This is a genomic window from Pseudomonas sp. MM227 (assembly GCF_947090715.1).
Taxonomy (GTDB): Bacteria; Pseudomonadota; Gammaproteobacteria; order Pseudomonadales; family Pseudomonadaceae; genus Aquipseudomonas; species Aquipseudomonas baltica.
Genome location: NZ_OX352319.1, coordinates 4,407,634 through 4,428,952, shown reverse-complemented (window position 1 = coordinate 4,428,952; position 21,319 = coordinate 4,407,634). Strand labels below are relative to the sequence as shown.

Here is a 21,319-nt window from a genome sequence, read left to right as displayed (position 1 = left end):
ATGAGCCACATCCCGAAATCGGAATTTGCCCGCCGCCGCAAGGCGCTGATGGCGCAGATGGTGCCCAACAGCATCGCCATCCTGCCTGCCGCCGCCGTGGCCATCCGCAATCGCGACGTGGAGCACGTCTACCGCCAGGACAGCGACTTCCAGTACCTGAGCGGCTTTGCCGAGCCCGAGGCGGTGATTGCCCTGATTCCGGGGCGCGAGCATGGCGAGTATGTGCTGTTCTGCCGCGAGCGCAATCCCGAGCGCGAGCTGTGGGACGGCCTGCGGGCCGGGCAGGAGGGGGCAATCCGCGATTTCGGTGCCGATGACGCTTTTCCCATCAGCGATATCGACGACATCCTGCCCGGCCTGATCGAGGGGCGCGACCGCGTCTATTCGTCGATCGGCAGCCACCCCGAGTTCGACCGGCACCTGATGGACTGGATCAACAGCATCCGTTCCAAGGCGCGCCTGGGCGCCCAGCCACCCAATGAATTCGAGGCGCTCGACCACCTGCTGCACGACATGCGCCTGTACAAGTCGGCCGCCGAGGTCAAGGTCATGCGCCGGGCCGCCGATATCTCCGCACGCGCCCATGTGCGCGCCATGCAGGCCTGTCGTGCCGGGCTGCACGAGTACAGCCTGGAGGCCGAGCTGGACTACGAGTTCCGCAAGGGCGGGGCGAAGATGCCGGCCTATGGCTCGATCGTCGCGGCCGGTCGCAATGCTTGCATCCTGCATTACCAGCAGAACGATGCGGTGCTGCGCGACGGCGATCTGGTGTTGATCGACGCCGGCTGCGAAATCGACTGCTATGCCAGCGACATCACCCGGACCTTCCCCGTGAGCGGCCGCTTTTCACCCGAACAGAAAGCCATCTATGAGCTGGTGCTCGAGGCGCAGCAGGCGGCCTTCGCCGCCATCGGGCCCGACAAGCACTGGAACCAGGCCCATGAAGCGACGGTCCAGGTCATTACCCGGGGGCTGGTGCGGCTGGGCCTGCTCAAGGGTGAGGTCGACGAGCTGATCGCCCGCGATGCGCACCGCGCGTTCTACATGCACCGCGCCGGGCACTGGCTGGGGCTGGATGTGCACGATGTCGGCGAGTACAAGGTCGGCGGCGAGTGGCGGGTGCTCGAACCCGGCATGACCTTGACCGTCGAACCTGGCATCTACATAGCGCCCGACAACCTCAGCGTTGCGAAGAAGTGGCGCGGCATTGGCGTACGAATCGAGGACGATGTTGTGGTGACCAAGAAAGGCTGCGAGATTCTTACCGAGGCAGTGCCCAAGTCGGTCGCCGAGATCGAGGCGCTGATGGCCGCCGCACGGGCGGACGCATGAGCCGCTTCAACCTGGCCATCATTGGTGGCGGGCTGGTCGGCGCGAGCCTGGCCCTGGCGTTGCAGGCCGGGGCCAGGGCGCGCGGCTGGAAGATCGTGCTGATCGAGCGTTTCGCGCCGGGCGATGCCTATCAGCCAAGCTATGATGCGCGCTCCTCGGCGCTGTCCTTCGGCACCCGGCAGATCTACGAACGCCTGGGCTTGTGGCCGGCGATCAGCCAGCGCGCCGAAGCGATCCGCCAGATCCACGTGTCCGACCGCGGTCGCTTCGGCACCGCGCGGCTTCGTGCCAATGACGAGGGCGTGCCGGCCTTGGGCTATGTGGTGGAGAACGCCTGGCTGGGGCAGTGCCTGTGGCAGGCGCTGGACCAAGAGGTCGTGAGCTGGCGGTGCCCAGCGGAAGTGACTCGGATGCAGGCGCTGGCTGACGGCCATGAATTGACCCTGGACGACGGCACCCAGCTGCAGTGCGACCTGGCCGTGCTGGCCGACGGCGGTCGTTCCGAGTTGCGCGAGCAGCTGGGCATCGCCGTGCAACAGACGCGCTACGATCAGGACGCCCTGATTGCCAACGTCACCCCAGGCAATCCGCACCAGGGCCAGGCGTTCGAGCGCTTCACCGATGACGGGCCGATGGCCCTGTTGCCGTTGCCCGACAACCGCTGCGCACTCATCTGGACCCGTACGCCCGCCGACATTCGACGCTTGCAGGGCTTGCCCGACCAGGCATTTCTGCAAGAGCTGCAGGCGGTGTTCGGCTATCGCCTGGGCACGCTGCAGCGCGTCGGTGCTCGGCACGTCTACCCGCTGTCGCTGGTGCAGGCCGAAGAGCAGGTGCGCTCCAATCTGGTCGTGCTCGGCAACGCGGCGCATGCCTTGCACCCCATCGCCGGGCAGGGCTTCAACCTGTCGATGCGCGACGTGCAGGCGTTGGCCGAGGCCTTGCTCGCCAGCACTGGTCATTTGGGGCAGCTATCCCTGCTGCGTGGCTATGCGCAACGCCAGCGCCTGGACCAGCGGCTGACCGTGGGCTTTTCGGACCAGTTGACGCGGCTGTTCGCAACGCCCGATCCCTGGCTTGCAGTAGGCCGTAACCTGGGCCTGCTGGGGCTCGATCTGCTACCGCCGGCCAAGCGCTGGTTCGCACGCCAGGCCATGGGCCTGGGCACTCGGTCGGAGATCGAAGGGCAATGAATACAGTGACCCATACGAATGAACTGCGCGCTGACCTGGTCATCGTCGGCGCGGGCATGGTCGGCAGCGCGCTGGCACTTGCCCTGCGTGACAGCGGCCTGGACATCCTGCTGATCGACGGCGGGCCGTTGACCGGCAAGCCGTTCGACGCACTGGCGCCGTTCGAGGCTAGGGTCAGTGCGCTGTCCGTGGCCAGCCAGCGCATTCTTCAGCGCCTGGGCGCCTGGGACGGTATCCAGGCGCGGCGTGCCAACCCCTACGGCCACATGTGCGTATGGGACGGCAGCGGTACCGGGCAGATCAATTTTTCCGCGGCCAGCGTGCATGCCGACACCCTGGGGCACATCGTCGAGAATCGCGTGGTTCAGGACGCGCTGCTCGAGCAGTTGCAGGACAGTGGAATCCGTCTGCTGGCCAATGCCCGGCTGGAGCAGTTGCGCTATTCGGGCGATGACCGACTGTTGACCCTGGCTGGTGGGCAGACCGTGCGTACCCCGCTGGTGATCGCCGCGGACGGCGCGCATTCGGCGGTCCGTGGCCTGGCAGGTTGCGAGACGCGCGAGTGGGATTACCTGCACCACGCCATCGTGACCAGCGTGCAGTGCAGCGAGGGGCATCGCGATACGGCCTGGCAACGTTTTACCGATGACGGCCCGCTGGCGTTTCTGCCTCTGCAGCGCGGAGATGGCAAGCATTGGTGCTCGATCGTCTGGTCGGCCACGCCGGAGCAGGCCGAGCGCTTGATGGCGCTGGATGACGCCGCGTTCTGCAAAGCCCTGGGGCAGGCCTTCGAGGGCCGTCTGGGCGAAGTGGTCGCTGCCGATGCCCGCCTGTGCGTACCATTGCGCCAGCGGCATGCCAAGCGCTACGTGGAGACCGGCCTGGCGCTGATCGGCGATGCCGCGCACACCATCCATCCGTTGGCCGGGCAGGGGGTCAACCTGGGTTTGCTCGACGCCGCCGTGCTGGCCGAAGAGCTGATACATGCCCGACAGCGAGGCGAACGGCTCGCCGGCCTGCCCGTGCTGAGCCGCTATGAGCGTCGGCGCATGCCGCACAACCTGGCCTTGATGGGGGCCATGGAAGGCTTCGAGCGCCTGTTCCAGGCCGATCAGCTGCCGTTGCGCTGGCTGCGCAACACGGGCTTGAAATGGGTGGAACGGCTACCCGAAGCCAAGGCGCTGTTCGTCCGCCAGGCGCTTGGCCTCACGGGGGATCTGCCTGCGCTGGCACGCCTGTAGGCATAAGGTGTGATCGATGGCCGGTAACATTTGGTAACGGCTGGACCCCAAGTTCGGTTGAGAAGCTAAATGTGATTCACTACCATTTCGCCCTCACTCGAATGGCAAGGGTTCCCTCATGATGGCGCGCAAACGTCTTCTCGCTGCACTGGCGCTCTGTCTGTTGGGTGGCAACGCCCACGCTGCCGATGAAGTGGTCGTCTATTCTTCGCGCATCGACGAGCTGATCAAGCCGGTGTTCGACGCCTACACTGCGAAAACCGGGGTCAAGGTCAAGTTCATCACCGACAAGGAAGCGCCGTTGATGCAGCGCATCAAGGCCGAAGGGCAGAACGCCACGGCCGACCTGCTGCTCACCGTCGACGCCGGCAACCTGTGGCAGGCCGAGCAGATGGGTATCCTGCAACCCATCACGTCAGCCGTCATTGACGGCAACATTCCCGCGCAATACCGTGCCGCGTCCCATCAATGGACCGGCCTGAGCCTGCGCGCGCGGACCATCGCCTACGCCAGCGAACGGGTCAAGCCGCAGGAGCTGAGCACCTACGAGGCCTTGGCCGACAAGCAGTGGGAAGGGCGGTTGTGCCTGCGTACGGCGAAGAAGGTCTACAACCAGTCGCTGACCGCCACGTTGATCCAGACCCATGGCGCAGAGAAGACCGAGCAGATTCTCAAGGGCTGGGTGAACAACCTGTCCACCGACGTGTTCTCCGATGACATTGCGGTGCTGCAGGCCATCGACGCCGGGCAGTGCGACGTGGGTATCGTCAACAGCTACTACTATGGGCGCCTGCACAAGCAGCAGCCGAATCTGGGCGTGAAGCTGTTCTGGCCGAACCAGGGCGATCGCGGCGTTCATGTGAACCTGTCGGGCATTGGCCTGAACAAGTATGCACCGCATCCGCAGGCGGCCATTGCGCTGGTCGAGTGGATGACCGGGCCGCAGGCGCAGGCGATCTTTGCCGGGGTGAACCAGGAGTTTCCGGCCAACCCGACGGTGGCTCCATCTGCCGAAGTCGCCAGTTGGGGTGAGTTCAAGGCCGACACCCTGCCCGTGGAAGTGGCCGGCAAGCGTCAGGCCGAGGCGATCCGGTTGATGGACCGTGCCGGCTGGAACTGAGCTGATATCGGTGGGGCGGCCTTCGCGGGCAGAGACCCGCTCCCACAGAAGAACGGGTGCTATTGGTGCCTTTTTGCTTCCGCTGTGGGAGCGGGTCTCTGCCCGCGAACGGCGCGCCACCGTACATGCTGACACTGCGCAGTAAGCTCCACACGGCAGTGGACGGCGTCGAGAAGCCTGCAACCTGAAAACCACGAGTGAATCCATTGTCTTCTTCCGTCCAACGCCGTTGGTACCCGCTGGTCCTGGTCCTGGCCGTGGTCGGGCTGGTGCTGCTGCCGTTGAGCGTGCTTGTGCTTTCCTGGCAAAGCATCGACATGCAGATATGGTCCCACCTGTGGGATACGCAGATGCCGCGCCTGCTGGGCAATACGCTTACCCTGGTGCTGGGCGTAGGTACGGGCGTGACGGTGCTTGGCGTCAGCCTCGCCTGGCTTACCAGCCTGTGTGAATTCCCCGGCCGGCGCTGGCTCGACTGGGCCTTGATGTTGCCGTTTGCCATTCCGGCCTACGTACTGGCGTTCGTCTTCGTCGGCCTGCTGGATTTTGCCGGGCCGGTGCAGAGCCTGCTGCGCGAGTGGTTCGGCAGCGGCCTGCGCCTGCCGCGGGTGCGCTCCACGGGAGGGGTCATCATCGTTCTGGTGCTGGTGTTCTACCCGTACGTCTACCTGCTGGCGCGGACCGCGTTCCTGGCCCAGGGCAAGGGCTTGATGGAGGCGGCGCGCATGCTCGGCCAATCCCCCTGGCAAGCCTTCTGGCGAGTAGCCTTGCCGGTGGCCCGGCCGGCCATCGGTGCGGGCGTGGCACTGGCATTGATGGAAACCCTGGCGGATTTCGGCGCCGTGGCGGTGTTCAATTTCGACACCTTCACCACGGCCATCTACAAGACCTGGTACGGCTTCTTCAGCCTCTCCAGCGCGGCGCAGCTGGCCAGCTTGCTGTTGCTGGCCGTGATGCTGGTGCTTTACGGCGAGCGGCGTGCGCGCGGTCAGGATCATGCGGCCAGCGAACGCCCGCGTGGGCAGGCGCTGTATCGGCTGCGCGGGCTCAAGGCATGGGTGGCCAGCGGCTGGTGTGCGCTGGTGTTCGCCTGCGCCTTCGTCGTGCCCATGCTGCAGTTGGTCGTGTGGTGCTGGCAGCGCGGGCGCTTCGACCTCGACGAACGTTACCGTGAGCTGATCGTGCATACCCTGTACCTGGGCGCCATGGCCGCGCTGATCACGGTCACGGTAGCGCTGCTGCTGGCGTTTGCGCGGCGGCAGGCGCCCACGCGAGGCATTCGCGCCGGTGTGGCGGTGGCGAACCTGGGCTATGCCTTGCCGGGGTCGGTGCTGGCGGTGTCGCTGATGCTGGCTTTCAGTTTTCTCGACCGCGAGCTGGTCGTGCCGTTGTCCGGCTGGCTGGGGGGTGCCGGGCGGCCATTGCTGCTGGGCAGCGTGGCGGCGCTGCTGGTGGCCTATCTGGTACGGTTCATCGCAGTGGCCTATGGGCCGCTGGAAAGCAGCCTGGCGCGGATTCGCCCCTCGCTGCCGGAGGCGTCACGAAGCCTGGGAGTGGGTGGTCCGCGGCTGTTCTTCAAGGTCTATCTGCCCCTGTTGCTGCCCGGCACGCTCAGCGCCGCGCTGCTGGTGTTCGTCGACACGCTCAAGGAGATGCCGGCGACCTTGCTGATGCGCCCGTTCGGCTGGGACACGCTGGCGGTGCGGGTATTCGAAATGACCAGTGAAGGCGAATGGGCGCGGGCGTCGCTGCCGGCCCTGACCCTGGTGCTGGTCGGCCTGCTGCCGGTCATCGGGTTGATTCGACGTTCGGCGCGCCAGGTCGGTCGAAACCACTGACCGGCTACGCGACCTTGTCGCTGCAGATATCACCACCGCGACCTTGTCGCTACAGATATCACCCCCGCGACCTTGTCGCTACAATGCGCCGCATCCGGCGCAGGCACCAAGGACAATTCGCCTGCGCTTTCGCCACGCCCGGAAGGAGAAACCCATGGGACAGCGCACGCCTCTGTATGACCTGCATCTTGCCCTCGGCGCAAAGCTGGTCGATTTTGGCGGTTGGGACATGCCCCTGCATTACGGCTCGCAAGTCGAAGAGCATCATCAGGTACGTCGCGATTGCGGCGTCTTCGACGTGTCGCATGTGACCGTGATCGATGTCCAAGGGCCGGACGCCCGGGCGTTCCTGCAATACCTGTTGGCCAACGATGTCGCCACCCTGACCGGCCCTGGCCAGGCCTTGTACAGCGCCATGCTCAACGCCGAGGGCGGGGTCGTGGACGATCTGATCGCCTACTGCACCGAGGAAGGCTATCGCCTGGTGGTCAATGCCGCGACCCGTGACAAGGACCTGGCCTGGCTCAGCGCCCAGGCAGGCACTTTCGATGTGCAATGGCGCGAGCGCCCCGAGCTGGCGTTGCTGGCCGTGCAAGGGCCGCAGGCACGGCGCAAGGTCGCCGACCTGCTGGGCAGCCAACGCCGCGAGCTGCTTTTGCAACTGAACCCTTTCGAAGGCCGTCACCATCGCGACTGGTTCATTGCCCGCACCGGCTATACCGGCGAGGACGGTATCGAGATCGTCTTGCCCGCCGCGCAGGCGGTCGATTTCTTCAACGAATTGATCGGTGCGGGCATTTCGCCCATCGGCCTGGGCGCGCGCGATACGCTGCGTCTGGAAGCCGGGATGAATCTGTATGGCCAGGACATGGACGAGGCGCATTCGCCGCTGGCGTCCAACATGGCCGGCAGTGTGGCGTGGCAACCGAGCGCGCGCGCCTTCATCGGGCGCGAGGCGCTGGAGCGTGAACGGGCCGCCGGGCCGGCGATGAAACTGGTCGGCCTGGTGCTCGAAGAACGCGGGGTGCTGCGCGCGCATCAGGTGGTCCGCATCGCCGGAGTTGGCGAAGGAGAGATCACCAGTGGTAGTTTCTCCCCTACGCTGAGCAAGTCGATTGCATTGGCGCGTGTACCGATGGCGACCGCGGACCGTGCGGAAGTCGAGATACGTGGCAAATGGTACCCGGTACGGGTGGTCAAGCCGACCTTCGTCCGGCATGGTAGAACCCTGATCTGAATCGTATGGCGGGCTGGCCGCTGACCCTTGTTGAGGACAATGTTATGAGCGATATCCCTGCTGAACTCCGTTTTGCCGAAAGCCACGAGTGGGCACGCCTGGAAGCAGATGGCACGGTGACCGTGGGCATCAGCGATCACGCCCAGGAAGCCTTGGGTGACGTGGTGTTCATCGAGCTGCCGGAAGTCGGCAAGGTCTTCGCCGCCGGTGATCAGGCGGGCGTGGTCGAGTCGGTCAAGGCCGCTTCGGACATCTACTCCCCAGTGGGGGGCGAGGTGATCGCGATCAACGAAGCGTTGGCCGATGGCCCGGAAAGCGTCAACGGCGAACCCTATGGCGCCTGGTTCTTCAAGCTCAAGCCAAGCGCTGCCAGTGAGCTGGACACGCTGCTCGACGCCGCCGGCTACAAGGCCGCCATCGGCGAATGACGGCCAGCGGGGGCGGCCATCGCCGCCCCCCGTGCGTTCAATACGGTCGATCCCCCATTATCGTCGCTCGATGCATCACGCGTCGCTGCGGGCGGTAGTCGTCTATCGCGTAATGCTGGGTCACGCGGTTGTCCCAGAAGGCCACGTCCCCCTGGCGCCATTGCCAGCGTACGCAGAACTCCGGACGCGTGCTGTGGGCGAACAGCAGGTCGAGCAGCGCCTGACTTTCAGCTGTCGAAAGTTCGTTGATGTGGGTGGTGAAACCATCGCTGACGAACAACGCCTTGCGCCCGCTGACCGGATGGGTCCGTACCACCGGGTGTGACAGCGGGGGATGTTGCCGGCGGGTCTGCTCCCAGCGCGCCAATGCCTGGGCATCGTTGCCAAAGCGTTCGAGCGGGAACGATTTGGCGAAATCATGGGTGGCGGTCAGACCGTCGAGCAGGGCCTGCATGGGCCTGGACAGCGCCTCGAATGCCGCGATTCCGCTGGCCCAGCAAGTGTCCCCGCCAAAGGGCGGTACCTGCTGGGCGGTCAGTATGGCGCCCATCGCCGGTTCCGCCAGAAAGGTCACGTCGGTGTGCCAGATGGCGTTGTCGCGTACGTCGGTCACGGCGGTGTCGAGCACCAGCACGTCGGGTTGCCCCGGCACACCGGGATAGATCGGATGAACGTGCAGGTCACCGAACTGCTGCGCCAGCCGTGCCTGCTGAAAAGGGGTCAGCGGCTGGTCGCGCCAGAACAGCACCTGATGGGCGAGCAGCGCGGCGTCGATCTCGCGCTGCTGGGCCGGGGTCAGTTCCCGACTGAGGTCGACGCCTTCGATGACCGCGCCGATAGTTGGGCTCAAGGGGGTGATATGCAGAGTCATGTTGGTCAGCTCTGTTGGCAAAGTGGGTGGCTCAGTGGCTCTGGCCGTGCCAGGGCACCAGGCGCCGCTGCAGGGCGCGCAGGCCCATTTCCAGAGCGAAGGCGATCAGCGCGATGACCAGGATGCCCAGCACCACCACATCGGTGACCAGAAATTGCGCGGCCGACTGCACCATGAAGCCCAGGCCACTGGTGGCTGCGATCAACTCGGCGGCGACCAGGGTCGACCAGCCGACGCCCAGGCCGATGCGGATACCGGTGAGGATCTCTGGCAGCGCACTGGGTATGATCACGTGGCGGATCAGCTGCGCCCGGGTGGCGCCGAGCGATTGCGCGGCGCGCAAACGGGCGGGATCGACATTGCGCACGCCGGTGGCCGTGGCGATGGCAATCGGCGCGAAGATGGCCAGGTAGATCAGCAACACCTTGGAGGTTTCACCGATGCCGCACCAGATCACGATGAGCGGCAGGTAGGCCAGCGGCGGGATGGGCCGGTAGAACTCGATCAGCGGATCGAGAATGCCTTGCGCTATGCGGTTGTGGCCGATGGCGATGCCCACCGGAATGGCGAACAGCACGGCGAATGCCAAGGCCAGGCCGATGCGCCCTAGGCTGGCACCCAAATGTTGCCACAACGTGGCGTCCATATAGCCTTGGGTTGCCAGCAGCCAGGCTTTGTCCAGTACCGCGCCGGGCGAGGGCAGGAACAGGGGCTCTATCAGCTCGGTGGCGGTCACCGCCCACCACAGTGCCAGCACGCCTGCCAGGGTCAGCGTGCTGATGGCGCGCGTACTCAAGCGCCAGGGCCGGCGCGCGGCAGGTGCGCGGGCGCTGTCGAGAGCGTGCGTCGGGTAGAGGCTCATGCCGGCTCCTTGCGCGCAATGGCGCCCTGTGTGACAACGCGCTGGGCGAAAACCTGGGCAAGGACGTGCTCGCGGGTTTCGATGAATCGGCGATCGGACTTGATCGCCCGGGCGCTCTCGCCAGCGGCATAGCGCTGGCCGAAGTCCAGGCTCAGGCGCTCCTCGACGTGGCCGGGGTTGGGCGCCAGCAGAATCAGGTCGGTGGCCAGAAACACCGCTTCTTCGATGTCGTGGGTAATCAGGAACACCGGCTTGGCGGTACGTTGCCAGACCTGCAACAGCAGCTCCTGCATCTGTTCCCGGGTGAACGCATCCAGCGCGCCGAACGGCTCGTCCATCAACAGCACCTGCGGGTCGGCCGCCAGCGCTCGAGCCAGCCCCACGCGTTGACGCTGGCCACCGGAGAGTTGCCATACCTGCCGTTCGGCGAACCCTGCCAGGTCTACCAGGGCGAGCATTTCACGCGCTCGCGCTTCACGCTGTGCGCGGCCAATGCCCGCCAGTTGCAGGCCGAAGGCGACATTGGCCAATACGTCCTGCCAGGGCAGCAGGGCGTCATCCTGAAAGACCACACCACGGTCGGCCCCCGGACCTTTCACCGCGACGCCGTCCAGCGTGATGCGGCCACTGCTGGGCGGCACGAAACCGGCGATCAGGTTGAGCAGCGAAGTCTTGCCGCTGCCCGATGGGCCCAGCGCGACGCACAGCTGCTGTGGCCCCAGGCTCAGGGAGATGTCCTGCAGCACCGGCTGCGCGGCGCCCGGGTAGTGGGCGCCGATACGGTCGAGAATCAATTGGGCCACGGTCGAACTCCGGTTGGCGTGCGCGCGATCATTGAACGAACTGGGCGCTGACGTAAGGCGTGTAGTCAGGCAGCAGCGCTTCCAGTTTGCCTTGCTCCTTGAGGAACTCGGCCGTCTTGGCCACCGCCTGCACGGTGCCGCCACCCAGCAGCGCGGCGGAGGCCTGGGCCTGGGCATCGGGGTAGGTGGAGCCGGCGAGCAGGTCGGGGACGTCGGCGGCGTTGGCTCCCGTCAATTTGGCGATCTTGCGTACCGGCTCGGAATCGGCGGTCCACTGCGCCTGGTTCTTCGCATAGTCGGCGAACGAATCCAGCGTGACCTTGGCGAACCGAGCGATCACCTCGGGGTGCTTCTCGGCGTAATCCTTGCGCGCCACCCAGACCTCGAAAGTCGGTGCGCCCCACTGGCCGACCTGTGCGGCATCGGTCAGGGTCTTGCCGCTCTTGCGGATCTCGCCCAGGGCCGGCGACCAGACGAAGGCGCCATCGATGTCGCCACGTTTCCACGCAGCGGCAATTTCGGCCGGCTGCAGGTTGACCACCTTGACCTTGCCTTCCAGACCCCAATGCTTCAACGCGCCGAGCAGGCTGTAGTGGGAAGTGGACACGAAAGGCGTTGCAATGGTCTTGCCGACCAACTGCTGCGGATTGTCGATACCGCTGCCGTTGCGCACCACCAGGGCTTCGGCGGAATTGATCTGTGCAGAAACGATGAAGGCGACAATGGGCAGCTTGCGTGACGTGGCGGCTGCCAGCGGGCTCGATCCCAGGTTGCCGATCTGTACATCGCCCGAGGCAATCGCCGTGACCACTTCCGGGCCACTGTTGAAGCGCCGCCAGTCGATCTTCTCGCCAATGGCCTTTTCATAGGTGCCATCGGCCTGGGCGACCTTGCTGGGGTCGATGCCGGTCTGGTAGCCGACGGTCAACGTAGCGGCCTGGATGCCCATGGCCAGGCTGGCCAGGGCCAGGGTGCTGACCAGTTTTCGTGCGAAATGCTGCTTGGCCATGGTGGCTGCCTTTTGCGAGGGTCGGGTGGCTTTGGCTCTTCGAAACCGGGCTGTTGAGGCACGAAACGTCAGGTGTCGGAAGGGCGAATGAGGGCGAATCTAAACGATATAAGAAACGGCTTTGAAATACCGTTTGGGAATTAGCTTATGTTTTGCAACTGGATTGAACTTTTTTGTTTGGAAGGTAAGGGTTGTTATGCGTTTAAATTCTAAAAAAACTTGAAACAATTCTTTTTGGTTTTGTGAAAATTTCGTTAACCTCGGCACCCAGAGTTTGGCTTAGACCAAGGTCTCGAATCGGCTTGTAAACATTGACTAACCGGTCACGCTTTGGCGCTAATCGCGCATCGGCGGACAAGGGGCGCCAGACCCCCGACCAAAGACACCACAAAAATTAGAAACCAGAGGAGCATCACATGTACAAGCAGTCGCTCGCCGCAGCCATCGCGCTCGCCAGCATCTCCACCAGTGTCTACGCCGCCGATCCGGCTCCCTCGGGTTTCCTTGAAGCCAGCAAAGCAACGCTGAGCTCGCGGACCATGTATTTCCGCAACGATACCCGTGAAGGCACGGCGAACGACCAGGAAGAATCGGCTCAAGGCTTCCTCTTCAACTTCATCTCTGGCTACACCCCCGGCACCGTCGGCTTCGGTCTGGACGTGCAGGGCATGACCGGCATCCACCTGGACGGCGGCCGTGGTCACCACCCGAACAACAACAGCTTCTTCCCAAGCGACACCGACGGTTCGGCCGAGAAGTCGTGGTCGCGTGTAGGCGCCAACGGCAAGGTCAAGTTCGCCAAGACCGAACTCAAGGTGGGTAGCGCGCTGCAGCCCAACCTGCCGATTCTGGTGTCCAACGATGGTCGCTTGCTGCCTGCGGTTTACCAGGGCGGTATCCTGACCTCCAAGGATCTGGACAACTTCACCTTCACCGTTGGCCGACTGAACAAGTCTGCGGGCCGTGCAACCAGCAACTACTCGGGCCTGGGCCTGAACGGCGGTACGCAGGACTCGAACAACTTCCAGTTCGCCGGTGTCGACTGGAAAGCCACCAAGGACCTGACTCTGCAGGTCTATCACGCGCAGCTGGAAGACTATTACAAGCAGACCTTCCTCGGCGCCGTGCACGTACTGCCCCTGGGTGAAGACCAGTCGTTCAAGACCGACCTGCGCTACTTCGACAGCAGCTCCGAAGGCAAGAATGGCGATGTGGGCTACCGCTTCAACAACAACAGCGGCTACGCCAAGAACCCAGGCGAAGTCGACAACAAGACCTGGAGTGCCATCTTCACCTACAGCATCGCCGGCCACGCATTCCTTGCCGGTTACCAGCAAGTGGGCGATGACGGCGGCATGCCGTTCATCAACAACGGCAGCGTTGTCGATGGCAACAACCGCAACGAAGGCAACGGCGGTTCCAGCGTCTATCTGTTCACCGACAGCATGGTCAACTCGTTCACCCGCGCTGGCGAAAACACCACGTTCGCCCAGTACTCCTATGACTTCAGCCGCATCGGCGTTCCTGGCCTGAAAGCCTCGGTTGCCTACCTGCACGGCGACGACATCCGCGCGGCCGGTACCGGCGACTCGAACAACTCCGAGTGGGAACGCGACATGCGCGTCGACTACGTGATCCAGAGCGGTCTGCTGAAGAACTTCGGCGCCACCCTGCGTAACGGTACCTACCGCAGCGACGTCGGCACCAACACCGATCAGACCCGTCTGATCTTCAACTACACGTACGCTTTCAAGTAATACGTGCCGTTGGAAAAAGCCCGCCTTGTGCGGGCTTTTTGCTTTTCTGCGCTGGCGTTATTCCCGATTCGCCTAGCCCCAGCACGATCCATTCTTTTTGTTTCCTGGCCGGTCAGTGCACAGTCATGCGCACAACAGCCCAGGAGCATCACCATGACCATTCGACTCGGCGACATCGCCCCCGATTTCCAGCAGGACTCGAGCCAGGGCACCATCAGCTTCCATCAGTGGCTGGGCGACCAATGGGGGGTGCTGTTCTCGCACCCGGCCGACTTCACGCCGGTGTGCACCACCGAGCTGGGTTTTACCGCCAAGCTCGCCGATGAATTCGCCAGGCGCAACGTCAAGGCCATCGCGCTGTCGGTGGATCCGGTGGAATCCCATCAGCGCTGGATCGGTGACATCGACGAGACCCAGGGCACCACAGTGAATTTTCCGATCCTGGCCGATGCCGACCGCAAGGTGTCCCAGCTCTACGATCTGATCCACCCGAACGCCAGTGACACCCTTACGGTGCGTTCGCTGTTCGTCATCGACCCGAACAAGAAGGTGCGGCTGACCATCACGTACCCGGCCAGTACCGGGCGCAATTTCCACGAGATCCTGCGGGTGATCGATTCGCTGCAATTGACCGACAGCCACAAGGTTGCCACCCCGGCCAACTGGCAGGATGGCGATGACGTGGTGATCGTGCCTTCGCTCAAGGACGAAGAGGAAATCAGGCAGCGCTTCCCCAAGGGCTACACGGCAGTGAAACCCTACCTGCGCCTGACCCCGCAGCCCAACCGCTGATCTGAACCTGATACAACTTGCCCTCTGTAGCAGCGGCGCAAGCCGCGTCCGGGACGTTGCGGTGTATCAAATGCACCGCATGGCCCGCTGACGCGGCTTGCGCCGCGGCTACAGGGGATCACGGTGATATCCATGCGGTGTGCGCAGCAGGAATAGGAAAATGCAGGTATATGTTTTTATCGAATAACCAAATGAATAAATATGATTTAAAGATATAAATCCTGCCTGCTACTGTTCCTTCCATTCCGGCGACTTCTCCAGAAGCGCTCCGATTTCGCTATTCAAGGATTTACCCCATGCTGGTCGTATCCCTGGGCGGCAGCCCCAGCCTGCGCTCGCGCTCCGGCGTACTGCTGGAGCGCAGCAAGCAGTGGCTGCAACGACAAGGCGTCGAAGTGGTGACGTTTCAGGTACGGGACTTCCCGGCCGAAGACCTGCTGCATGCCCGCTTCGACAGCCCGCACGTACTGCATTTCAACGAACTGGTCGGCAAGGCCGATGGCCTGGTGGTTGCCACGCCGGTATACAAGGCGTCGTTCTCCGGTGCGCTGAAGACCCTGCTCGACCTGCTTCCCGAGCGTGCCCTTAGCAACAAGGTGGTGCTGCCCATTGCCACCGGTGGCAGCATCGCCCACATGCTGGCGGTGGACTACGCGCTGAAACCGGTGCTGGCTTCGCTCAAGGCCCAGGAAATGCTCCAGGGTATCTTCGCCGATGACAGTCAGATCGCCTATGGCGAAGGCAGTCATGCAGCCCAGTTGGCGCCGGCGCTCGAGCAGCGCCTGGAAAATGCGCTGCAGGAGTTTCATGCCTTCCTGCTGCGCAAACCGCAGGCCCATGACCCGGCCTTGCTCACGCAAAGCCTGCGCAGTGCCCGCTGGAGCATCTGATTTCACCGCCGCTCGCGGCCGCGACACTTTTCGCTGTACCCACCTTACTGGCCCGCCAACGGGCAAGCAGGTGCAACCCAATTCCCCCTGCAGAAGGAGAGTGCCATGCGCACCCTGTTCTTGCGTCGTGGCGTGGTCGCACTGTTTGCTGCGGCTGTGTCGTTCGGCGCCATCACCCAGGCCCAGGCTGAAACCCTGCGCATCGGTTACCAGAAATACGGCACGCTGGTGCTGCTCAAGGCCAAGGGCACGCTGGAGAAACGCCTGGCGGCGCAGGGCGTGGACGTCAAATGGACCGAGTTTCCCGGCGGCCCGCAGTTGCTCGAAGGGCTGAACGTCGGTTCGATCGATTTCGGCGTGACCGGTGAAACCCCGCCGGTATTCGCCCAGGCCGCCGGGGCCGATCTGCTGTATGTGGCCTACGAGCCGCCGGCCCCGACCAGCGAAGCGATCCTGGTACCCAAGGATTCGACGGTCCGCTCGGTCGCTGAACTCAAGGGCAAGAAGGTTGCGCTGAACAAAGGTTCCAACGTGCATTACCTGCTGGTGCGCGCGCTGGAAGAAGCCGGGCTCAAGTACTCCGACATCCAGACCGTCTACCTCCCGCCTTCCGATGCCCGCGCGGCGTTCGAGCGCGGCAGCGTCGATGCGTGGGTGATCTGGGATCCCTACCAGGCAGCGGCCGAGCAGCAGTTGCAGGCGCGCACTCTGCGCAACGGCCAGGGCATCGTCGACAACCTGCAGTTCTACCTGGCCACCAAACCCTATGCCGAGCAGCACCCCGAGGTGATCACCGCGCTGGTCGAGGAGGTACGCGCCGTGGGCGAGTGGTCCAAGGCGCATCCCGAAGAAGTGACCGCCCAGGTCGCACCGTTGCTGGGCCTGCCAGTGGACATCACCCTGACCTCGGTGAAACGCCAAGGCTACGGCGCGCAATTTCTCAACCCGCAGACCGTCGCCGCGCAGCAGAAGATCGCCGACAGCTTTCACCAGCTCAAGCTGATCCCCAAGCCGCTGCGCATTCAGGATGTGATCTGGACACCGCCAGCCAACGTTGCCAAGGCACCGTGATCCGCTGCGCCCCCGCCCCCGCACAACTGCACCGGTGCCCGCGCATCGGTTCCGAGCCACGTCAGGAGACAACTCCATGAGCCTCAATATTTTCTGGTTTCTTCCCACCCACGGCGACGGTCATTACCTGGGCACCTCCGAAGGTGCACGGGCGGTCGACCACGGTTACCTGCAACAGATCGCGCAGGCGGCCGATCGCCTCGGCTACGGCGGCGTACTGATCCCTACCGGGCGCTCCTGCGAAGACTCCTGGCTGGTGGCGGCCTCGTTGATTCCGGTCACCCAACGCCTGAAATTCCTGGTTGCCCTGCGCCCTGGAATCATCTCGCCCACCGTGGCCGCGCGTCAGGCAGCGACCCTGGACCGCTTGTCCAACGGCCGCGCGCTGTTCAACCTGGTCACTGGCGGCGACCCTGACGAGCTGTCCGGCGACGGTCTGTTCCTCACCCACGAGGAGCGCTACGAGGCGTCGGTGGAATTCACCCGTATCTGGCGCCGCGTACTGGAAGGCGAGACGGTCGACTACGATGGCAAGCACCTCACCGTCAAAGGCGCCAAGCTGCTCTATCCGCCGGTGCAGCAGCCGCGTCCGCCGCTGTACTTCGGCGGGTCTTCCGATGCGGCTCAAGACCTTGCCGCCGAACAGGTGGAGATGTACCTGACCTGGGGCGAGCCACCGGCAGCGGTGGCCGAGAAGATCGCCCAGGTGCGCGAGAAGGCCGCCAAGCTCGGCCGGACCGTGCGCTTCGGAATCCGCCTGCACGTGATCGTGCGTGAAACCAATGCAGAAGCCTGGCAGGCCGCCGAGCGGCTGATCGCCCATGTCGACGACGATACCATTGCCCGCGCCCAGGCTTCGCTGGCGCGTTTCGATTCGGTGGGTCAGCAGCGCATGGCCGCATTGCATGGCGGCAGCAAGGACAAGCTGGAGGTGAGCCCCAACCTGTGGGCCGGCGTCGGCCTGGTGCGTGGCGGGGCGGGCACTGCGCTGGTCGGTGACGGCCCGACGGTGGCCGAGCGAGTCAAGGAGTACGCCGCACTGGGCATCGACACGTTCATCTTCTCCGGCTACCCGCACCTGGAAGAGTCGTACCGCGTGGCCGAGCTGTTGTTCCCGCACCTGGACGTGCAGCGCCCGGAAGCGCCGACCGGCGCCAACTACGTCAGCCCGTTCGGTGAGATGGTGGCCAACGACATTTTGCCCAAGGCCGCCCAGCGCTGAGAAACTGCCATGAGTACAACGAGCAAATCGTCCACCGGCTGGCGCCCTGGGCGCTGCCGGTGGGCCTGCTGTTGATCTGGCAGCTGGCGGTCAGCGTCGGCTGGCTGTCGACGCGGATCCTGCCAGCGCCCAGCGCGGTGTTCGCGGCAGGCGTCGCGCTATTCAAGTCCGGGGAGATCTGGACGCACCTGGCCATCAGCGGTTGGCGCGCGGGCATCGGCTTCGCCATCGGTGGCGGCATCGGTCTGCTACTGGGGCTGATCAGCGGCCTGTCGCGCTGGGGCGAGCGCCTGCTCGACACCTCGGTGCAGATGATCCGCAACGTCCCGCACCTGGCGCTGATTCCGCTGGTGATTCTGTGGTTCGGTATCGATGAGTCGGCGAAGATCTTTCTGGTCGCGCTGGGCACATTGTTCCCGATCTACCTGAACACCTACCACGGCATCAAGAACGCCGACCCCGCGTTGGTGGAAATGGCACGCAGCTATGGCCTGTCCGGATTTCGTTTGTTCTGGCAGGTGATTCTGCCCGGGGCGTTGCCTTCCATTCTGGTCGGCGTGCGTTTCGCCCTCGGCCTGATGTGGCTGACGCTGATCGTTGCGGAAACCATTTCCGCCAGCTCCGGCATCGGTTACCTGGCCATGAACGCGCGCGAATTCCTGCAGACCGACGTGGTGGTGCTGGCCATCGTGCTCTATGCGATTCTCGGCAAGCTGGCCGACTTGGCGGCGCGAGGGCTGGAGCGAGTGTGGCTGCGCTGGCACCCGGCCTACCAAACCAAGGGAGGTGCAGCATGACCGTTTTCAAGGAACAGCCGCAGAACCTGCGGCGCGGGATTCCACTGGCGGTTCGCCAGCTACGCAAGACCTTTGGCGAGCGCGAGGTACTGCGCGAGATCGACCTGAACATTCCGGCCGGGCAGTTCGTGGCCATCGTCGGCCGCAGCGGGTGCGGCAAGAGCACCTTGCTGCGCCTGCTGGCAGCACTCGACCAACCCACCAGCGGACAACTGCTGGCAGGTTCCGGTCCGCTCAGCGATGCGCGCAACGACACCCGGCTGATGTTCCAGGAAGCCCGCCTGCTGCCATGGAAACGAGTGATCGACAACGTGGGCCTGGGGCTGTCCGGCAATTGGCGCGAGCAGGCCTTGCAGGCGCTCGAAGCGGTGGGCCTGGCCGAGCGCGCCGATGAGTGGCCGGCGGGGTTGTCCGGCGGGCAGAAGCAGCGCGTGGCGCTGGCGCGGGCCCTGATTCACAAGCCGCGGCTGTTGCTGCTGGACGAGCCCTTGGGGGCGCTGGATGCGCTCACGCGCATCGAGATGCAGCAGTTGATCGAGAGCCTGTGGCGCAAGCACGGTTTCACCGTGTTGCTGGTAACCCACGATGTGGCCGAGGCGGTGGCGATTGCCGACCGGGTGATTCTGATCGAGGAGGGGCGCATTGGTCTGGACCTGGCCGTCGAGTTGCCACGTCCGCGCGCTCGCGGTTCCCATCGTCTGGCGGCGCTGGAAAGCGAAGTGCTCAATCGAGTATTGGCGCTGCCGGGCAATCCACCGGAGCCCGAGCCGCCGTCGCCGTTGCCGACCCAGTTGCGCTGGGCACGCTGATCCGGACGCGGTACGTCGGGTATCCGCACGTACCGCCGACGCGGCTCGCGCCGCTGCTACAGGGATTGTGCCAGCCGCGCCATGTCGTTCGCACCGCAGGCCAGATGCGACACATCCCCCCGTAGCAGCGGCGCGAGCCGCGTCCGGGGACGACGCGGCATATCTGCTGCACCGCCGCCCAGCAAATGCGTTCGTGAACACCGCGGCATGGCAGGCATACCGCGGCGCCCGGCCGTTACACGGTGTGCAGGTACCAGTTGTACTCGAGGTCCGAGATGGAGTGCTCGAATTCTTCCAACTCGCTTTCCTTGCAAGCCACGAAGATATCGATGTATTTCGGATCGATGTATTTGGCCAACACCTCGCTGTCGTCCAGCAGGCGCAGGGCATCGCGCAGGTTGGTCGGCAGGCTCTGCTCGTTCTGCTCGTAGGAGTTGCCCGTCACCGGCTCGTTGGGCTCGACCTGATTGGTCAGGCCGTGGTGCACGCCGGCCAATACTGCGGCCATCAACAGGTAAGGGTTGGCATCGGCGCCGGCAACGCGGTGTTCCAGGCGCACGGCATCCGGGGTTCCGGTAGGCACGCGCAAGGCAACGGTACGGTTGTCCAGGCCCCAGCAGGGCGAGTTGGGCACGTAGAACTGAGCACCGAAGCGGCGGTACGAATTGACGTTCGGGCACAGGAACGCCATCGACGCGGGCAGGGTCTCGAGCACACCGCCGATCGCGTGACGCAATGCGGCGTTCTGCTCGGGATCCTCACTGGTGAAGATGTTCTTGCCGTCCTTGTCCAGGATCGAGATGTGCACGTGCAGACCGTTACCCGCCTGGCCCGGATAGGGCTTGGCCATGAACGTGGTGTCCATCTCGTGGTCGTAGGCGATGTTCTTGATCAGGCGCTTGAGCAGCACTGCATAGTCGCAGGCCTTCATGGCATCCGGAACGTGATGGAGGTTAACCTCGAACTGCGCCGGCGCACTTTCCTTGACGATGGCGTCGGCCGGGATGCCCTGTTCCTTCGCCCCTTCGAGGATGTCCTGCAGGCAGTCCACGTACTCGTCCAGGTCGTCGATCAGATACACCTGGGTCGAATGCGGACGCTTGCCGGAGATCGGCGAGCGCGGCGGCTGCGGTCGACCGTTCACGTTTTCCTGGTCGATCAGGTAGAACTCCAGCTCGAAGGCGGCGCAGATGGTCAGGCCCATGGCGTCGAACTTCTCGACGACCTGGCGCAGCACTTCACGCGGGTCGGCGAAGAACGGCTCGCCTTCGAGTTCGTGCATGGTCATCAGCAACTGCGCGGTAGGGCGCTTCTGCCAAGGCTCGTTGCACAGGGTGTCGGGAATGGGGTAGCAGATACGATCGGCATCGCCGATGTCCAGGCCAAGACCGGTGCTTTCCACGGTAGAGCCGTTGATGTCCAGGGCAAACAGCGAGGCGGGCAGGTTGATGCCTTTCTCGTAAACCTTGTGGAGGCTGGTGCGCTCGATGCGCTTGCCACGCACCACACCATTCATATCTGCAATCAGAAGGTCGACGTACAGAACCTCAGGATGTTCCTTAAGGAATGCGTTCGCTTCGTTAAGCTGAACGGCACGCGGGGGTACCGACATGATGCAACACCTTTGTTGTTAAAAATATCAATCATTGGGTCGAACAGGTTTCAGTCAATCCGAAAGCCAACACTAAGTCAAGCGAGCCGGGTTTTGCCCTGAAAGAGCGCTGTTGAGCCTCTTTTGCTGCATATCAGGGCGCATGCGCCTGGCAATTACGGTGCCTTGCAACTGCCTGAAAAGTGTCTGCGGAAGTTTGCCGCCTGATAGTTGTGGAAAAAAATGAACAAGGCTAAGCTCGTTTTCAACCCGCCATTTCAATAATACCGAGGGTGAGTCATGGCACGCCTGCCATTATCTGATGGAGCTCGCTGCAGCCACCGGTTGCCGGCGACCAGAATAATTGACAGCCCACGGCGTTGCGCCTCTGTTTTTTTGTCCCTCCTGTACTGCCTGAGCCCCGAAACCGCTACCCTGAGCTTCACGTTCCGGCCG

General features: G+C 64.0%; 19 protein-coding genes. 14 read left to right on the top strand and 5 right to left on the bottom strand.

Translation table 11 applies throughout. The features are described 5' to 3' along the window. The 7 genes from pepP to gcvH all read left to right on the top strand — a co-directional run bounded on the left by pepP (nt 1) and on the right by gcvH (nt 8,389). Nucleotides 1-1,332: a Xaa-Pro aminopeptidase gene (pepP, locus tag ONG87_RS20150; RefSeq protein WP_122479892.1), complete on the top strand. Its 1,332-nt coding sequence runs from the start codon at nt 1-3 to the stop codon at nt 1,330-1,332. Further along, on the top strand, nt 1,329-2,525 hold the full coding sequence (ubiH, locus tag ONG87_RS20145; protein ID WP_192137854.1) for a 2-octaprenyl-6-methoxyphenyl hydroxylase: 1,197 nt from the start codon (nt 1,329-1,331) through the stop codon (nt 2,523-2,525). The genes pepP and ubiH overlap by 4 nt, the downstream gene beginning before the upstream one ends. A gap of 23 nt (nt 2,526-2,548) precedes the next feature. Then, nucleotides 2,549-3,766 carry a 2-octaprenyl-3-methyl-6-methoxy-1,4-benzoquinol hydroxylase gene (locus tag ONG87_RS20140; RefSeq protein ID WP_192176235.1) on the top strand — a complete coding sequence of 406 codons (1,218 nt, stop codon included), beginning with the start codon at nt 2,549-2,551 and terminating at the stop codon, nt 3,764-3,766. 118 nt (nt 3,767-3,884) lie between these two features. Next, entirely contained in the window at nt 3,885-4,886 is a 1,002-nt protein-coding gene (locus ONG87_RS20135) for an extracellular solute-binding protein (RefSeq protein WP_264381922.1), read from the top strand. Nucleotides 4,887-5,092: 206 nt separating this feature from the next. After that, nucleotides 5,093-6,724, top strand: a complete 1,632-nt coding sequence (locus tag ONG87_RS20130; RefSeq protein WP_264381921.1) for an iron ABC transporter permease — start codon at nt 5,093-5,095, stop codon at nt 6,722-6,724. 154 nt (nt 6,725-6,878) lie between these two features. After that, on the top strand, nt 6,879-7,961 hold the full coding sequence (gene gcvT, locus ONG87_RS20125) for a glycine cleavage system aminomethyltransferase GcvT (RefSeq protein WP_122479887.1): 1,083 nt from the start codon (nt 6,879-6,881) through the stop codon (nt 7,959-7,961). 44 nt (nt 7,962-8,005) lie between these two features. After that, nucleotides 8,006-8,389 (top strand): glycine cleavage system protein GcvH, encoded by a 384-nt coding sequence (gene gcvH / locus ONG87_RS20120; RefSeq protein WP_122479886.1) that lies wholly within the window; start codon nt 8,006-8,008, stop codon nt 8,387-8,389. 37 nt (nt 8,390-8,426) lie between these two features. On the opposite strand, the gene tauD is transcribed toward gcvH, so the two are convergent. Genes tauD through tauA form a run of 4 tightly spaced genes read right to left on the bottom strand, consistent with a single transcriptional unit; the run spans nt 8,427 to nt 11,934 of the window. Next, the gene (gene tauD, locus ONG87_RS20115) at nt 8,427-9,260 is read right to left on the bottom strand and encodes a taurine dioxygenase (protein ID WP_192059416.1); all 834 of its coding nucleotides are present in this window, start codon (nt 9,258-9,260) and stop codon (nt 8,427-8,429) included. A 31-nt stretch (nt 9,261-9,291) separates the two neighbouring features. Then, nucleotides 9,292-10,122, bottom strand: a complete 831-nt coding sequence (gene tauC, locus ONG87_RS20110; RefSeq protein WP_264381920.1) for a taurine ABC transporter permease TauC — start codon at nt 10,120-10,122, stop codon at nt 9,292-9,294. Beyond that, the gene (tauB, locus tag ONG87_RS20105) at nt 10,119-10,925 is read right to left on the bottom strand and encodes a taurine ABC transporter ATP-binding subunit (protein ID WP_264381919.1); all 807 of its coding nucleotides are present in this window, start codon (nt 10,923-10,925) and stop codon (nt 10,119-10,121) included. Before tauB ends, tauC begins: the two co-directional genes overlap by 4 nt. A gap of 28 nt (nt 10,926-10,953) precedes the next feature. Next, nucleotides 10,954-11,934, bottom strand: a complete 981-nt coding sequence (gene tauA, locus ONG87_RS20100; RefSeq protein ID WP_264381918.1) for a taurine ABC transporter substrate-binding protein — start codon at nt 11,932-11,934, stop codon at nt 10,954-10,956. A gap of 416 nt (nt 11,935-12,350) precedes the next feature. Here tauA and ONG87_RS20095 point away from each other — a divergent pair, with 416 nt between their 5' ends. The 7 genes from ONG87_RS20095 (at nt 12,351) to ssuB (ending at nt 19,272) form a co-directional block, all read left to right on the top strand. Further along, nucleotides 12,351-13,691 carry an OprD family porin gene (locus ONG87_RS20095; RefSeq protein ID WP_264381917.1) on the top strand — a complete coding sequence of 447 codons (1,341 nt, stop codon included), beginning with the start codon at nt 12,351-12,353 and terminating at the stop codon, nt 13,689-13,691. Between the two features lie 153 nt (nt 13,692-13,844). Then, a complete protein-coding gene (locus tag ONG87_RS20090) occupies nt 13,845-14,483 on the top strand; it encodes a peroxiredoxin (protein WP_192055052.1) in 639 nt (212 codons plus the stop codon). A gap of 296 nt (nt 14,484-14,779) precedes the next feature. After that, a complete protein-coding gene (gene ssuE / locus ONG87_RS20085) occupies nt 14,780-15,373 on the top strand; it encodes an NADPH-dependent FMN reductase (protein ID WP_264381916.1) in 594 nt (197 codons plus the stop codon). Between the two features lie 105 nt (nt 15,374-15,478). After that, the gene (locus ONG87_RS20080) at nt 15,479-16,444 is read left to right on the top strand and encodes a sulfonate ABC transporter substrate-binding protein (RefSeq protein WP_264381915.1); all 966 of its coding nucleotides are present in this window, start codon (nt 15,479-15,481) and stop codon (nt 16,442-16,444) included. 76 nt (nt 16,445-16,520) lie between these two features. Further along, nucleotides 16,521-17,666, top strand: coding sequence for an FMNH2-dependent alkanesulfonate monooxygenase (ssuD, locus tag ONG87_RS20075; RefSeq protein WP_185794713.1), 1,146 nt, complete (start codon nt 16,521-16,523; stop codon nt 17,664-17,666). Beyond that, nucleotides 17,663-18,463, top strand: a complete 801-nt coding sequence (gene ssuC / locus ONG87_RS20070) for an aliphatic sulfonate ABC transporter permease SsuC (protein ID WP_264382884.1) — start codon at nt 17,663-17,665, stop codon at nt 18,461-18,463. Before ssuD ends, ssuC begins: the two co-directional genes overlap by 4 nt. Beyond that, on the top strand, nt 18,460-19,272 hold the full coding sequence (gene ssuB, locus ONG87_RS20065) for an aliphatic sulfonates ABC transporter ATP-binding protein (protein ID WP_122479875.1): 813 nt from the start codon (nt 18,460-18,462) through the stop codon (nt 19,270-19,272). The genes ssuC and ssuB overlap by 4 nt, the downstream gene beginning before the upstream one ends. A 235-nt stretch (nt 19,273-19,507) precedes the next feature. Here ssuB and ONG87_RS20060 read toward each other — a convergent pair whose 3' ends face one another. After that, the gene (locus ONG87_RS20060) at nt 19,508-20,884 is read right to left on the bottom strand and encodes a glutamine synthetase family protein (RefSeq protein ID WP_122479874.1); all 1,377 of its coding nucleotides are present in this window, start codon (nt 20,882-20,884) and stop codon (nt 19,508-19,510) included. Between the last annotated feature and the right edge of the window lie 435 nt (nt 20,885-21,319).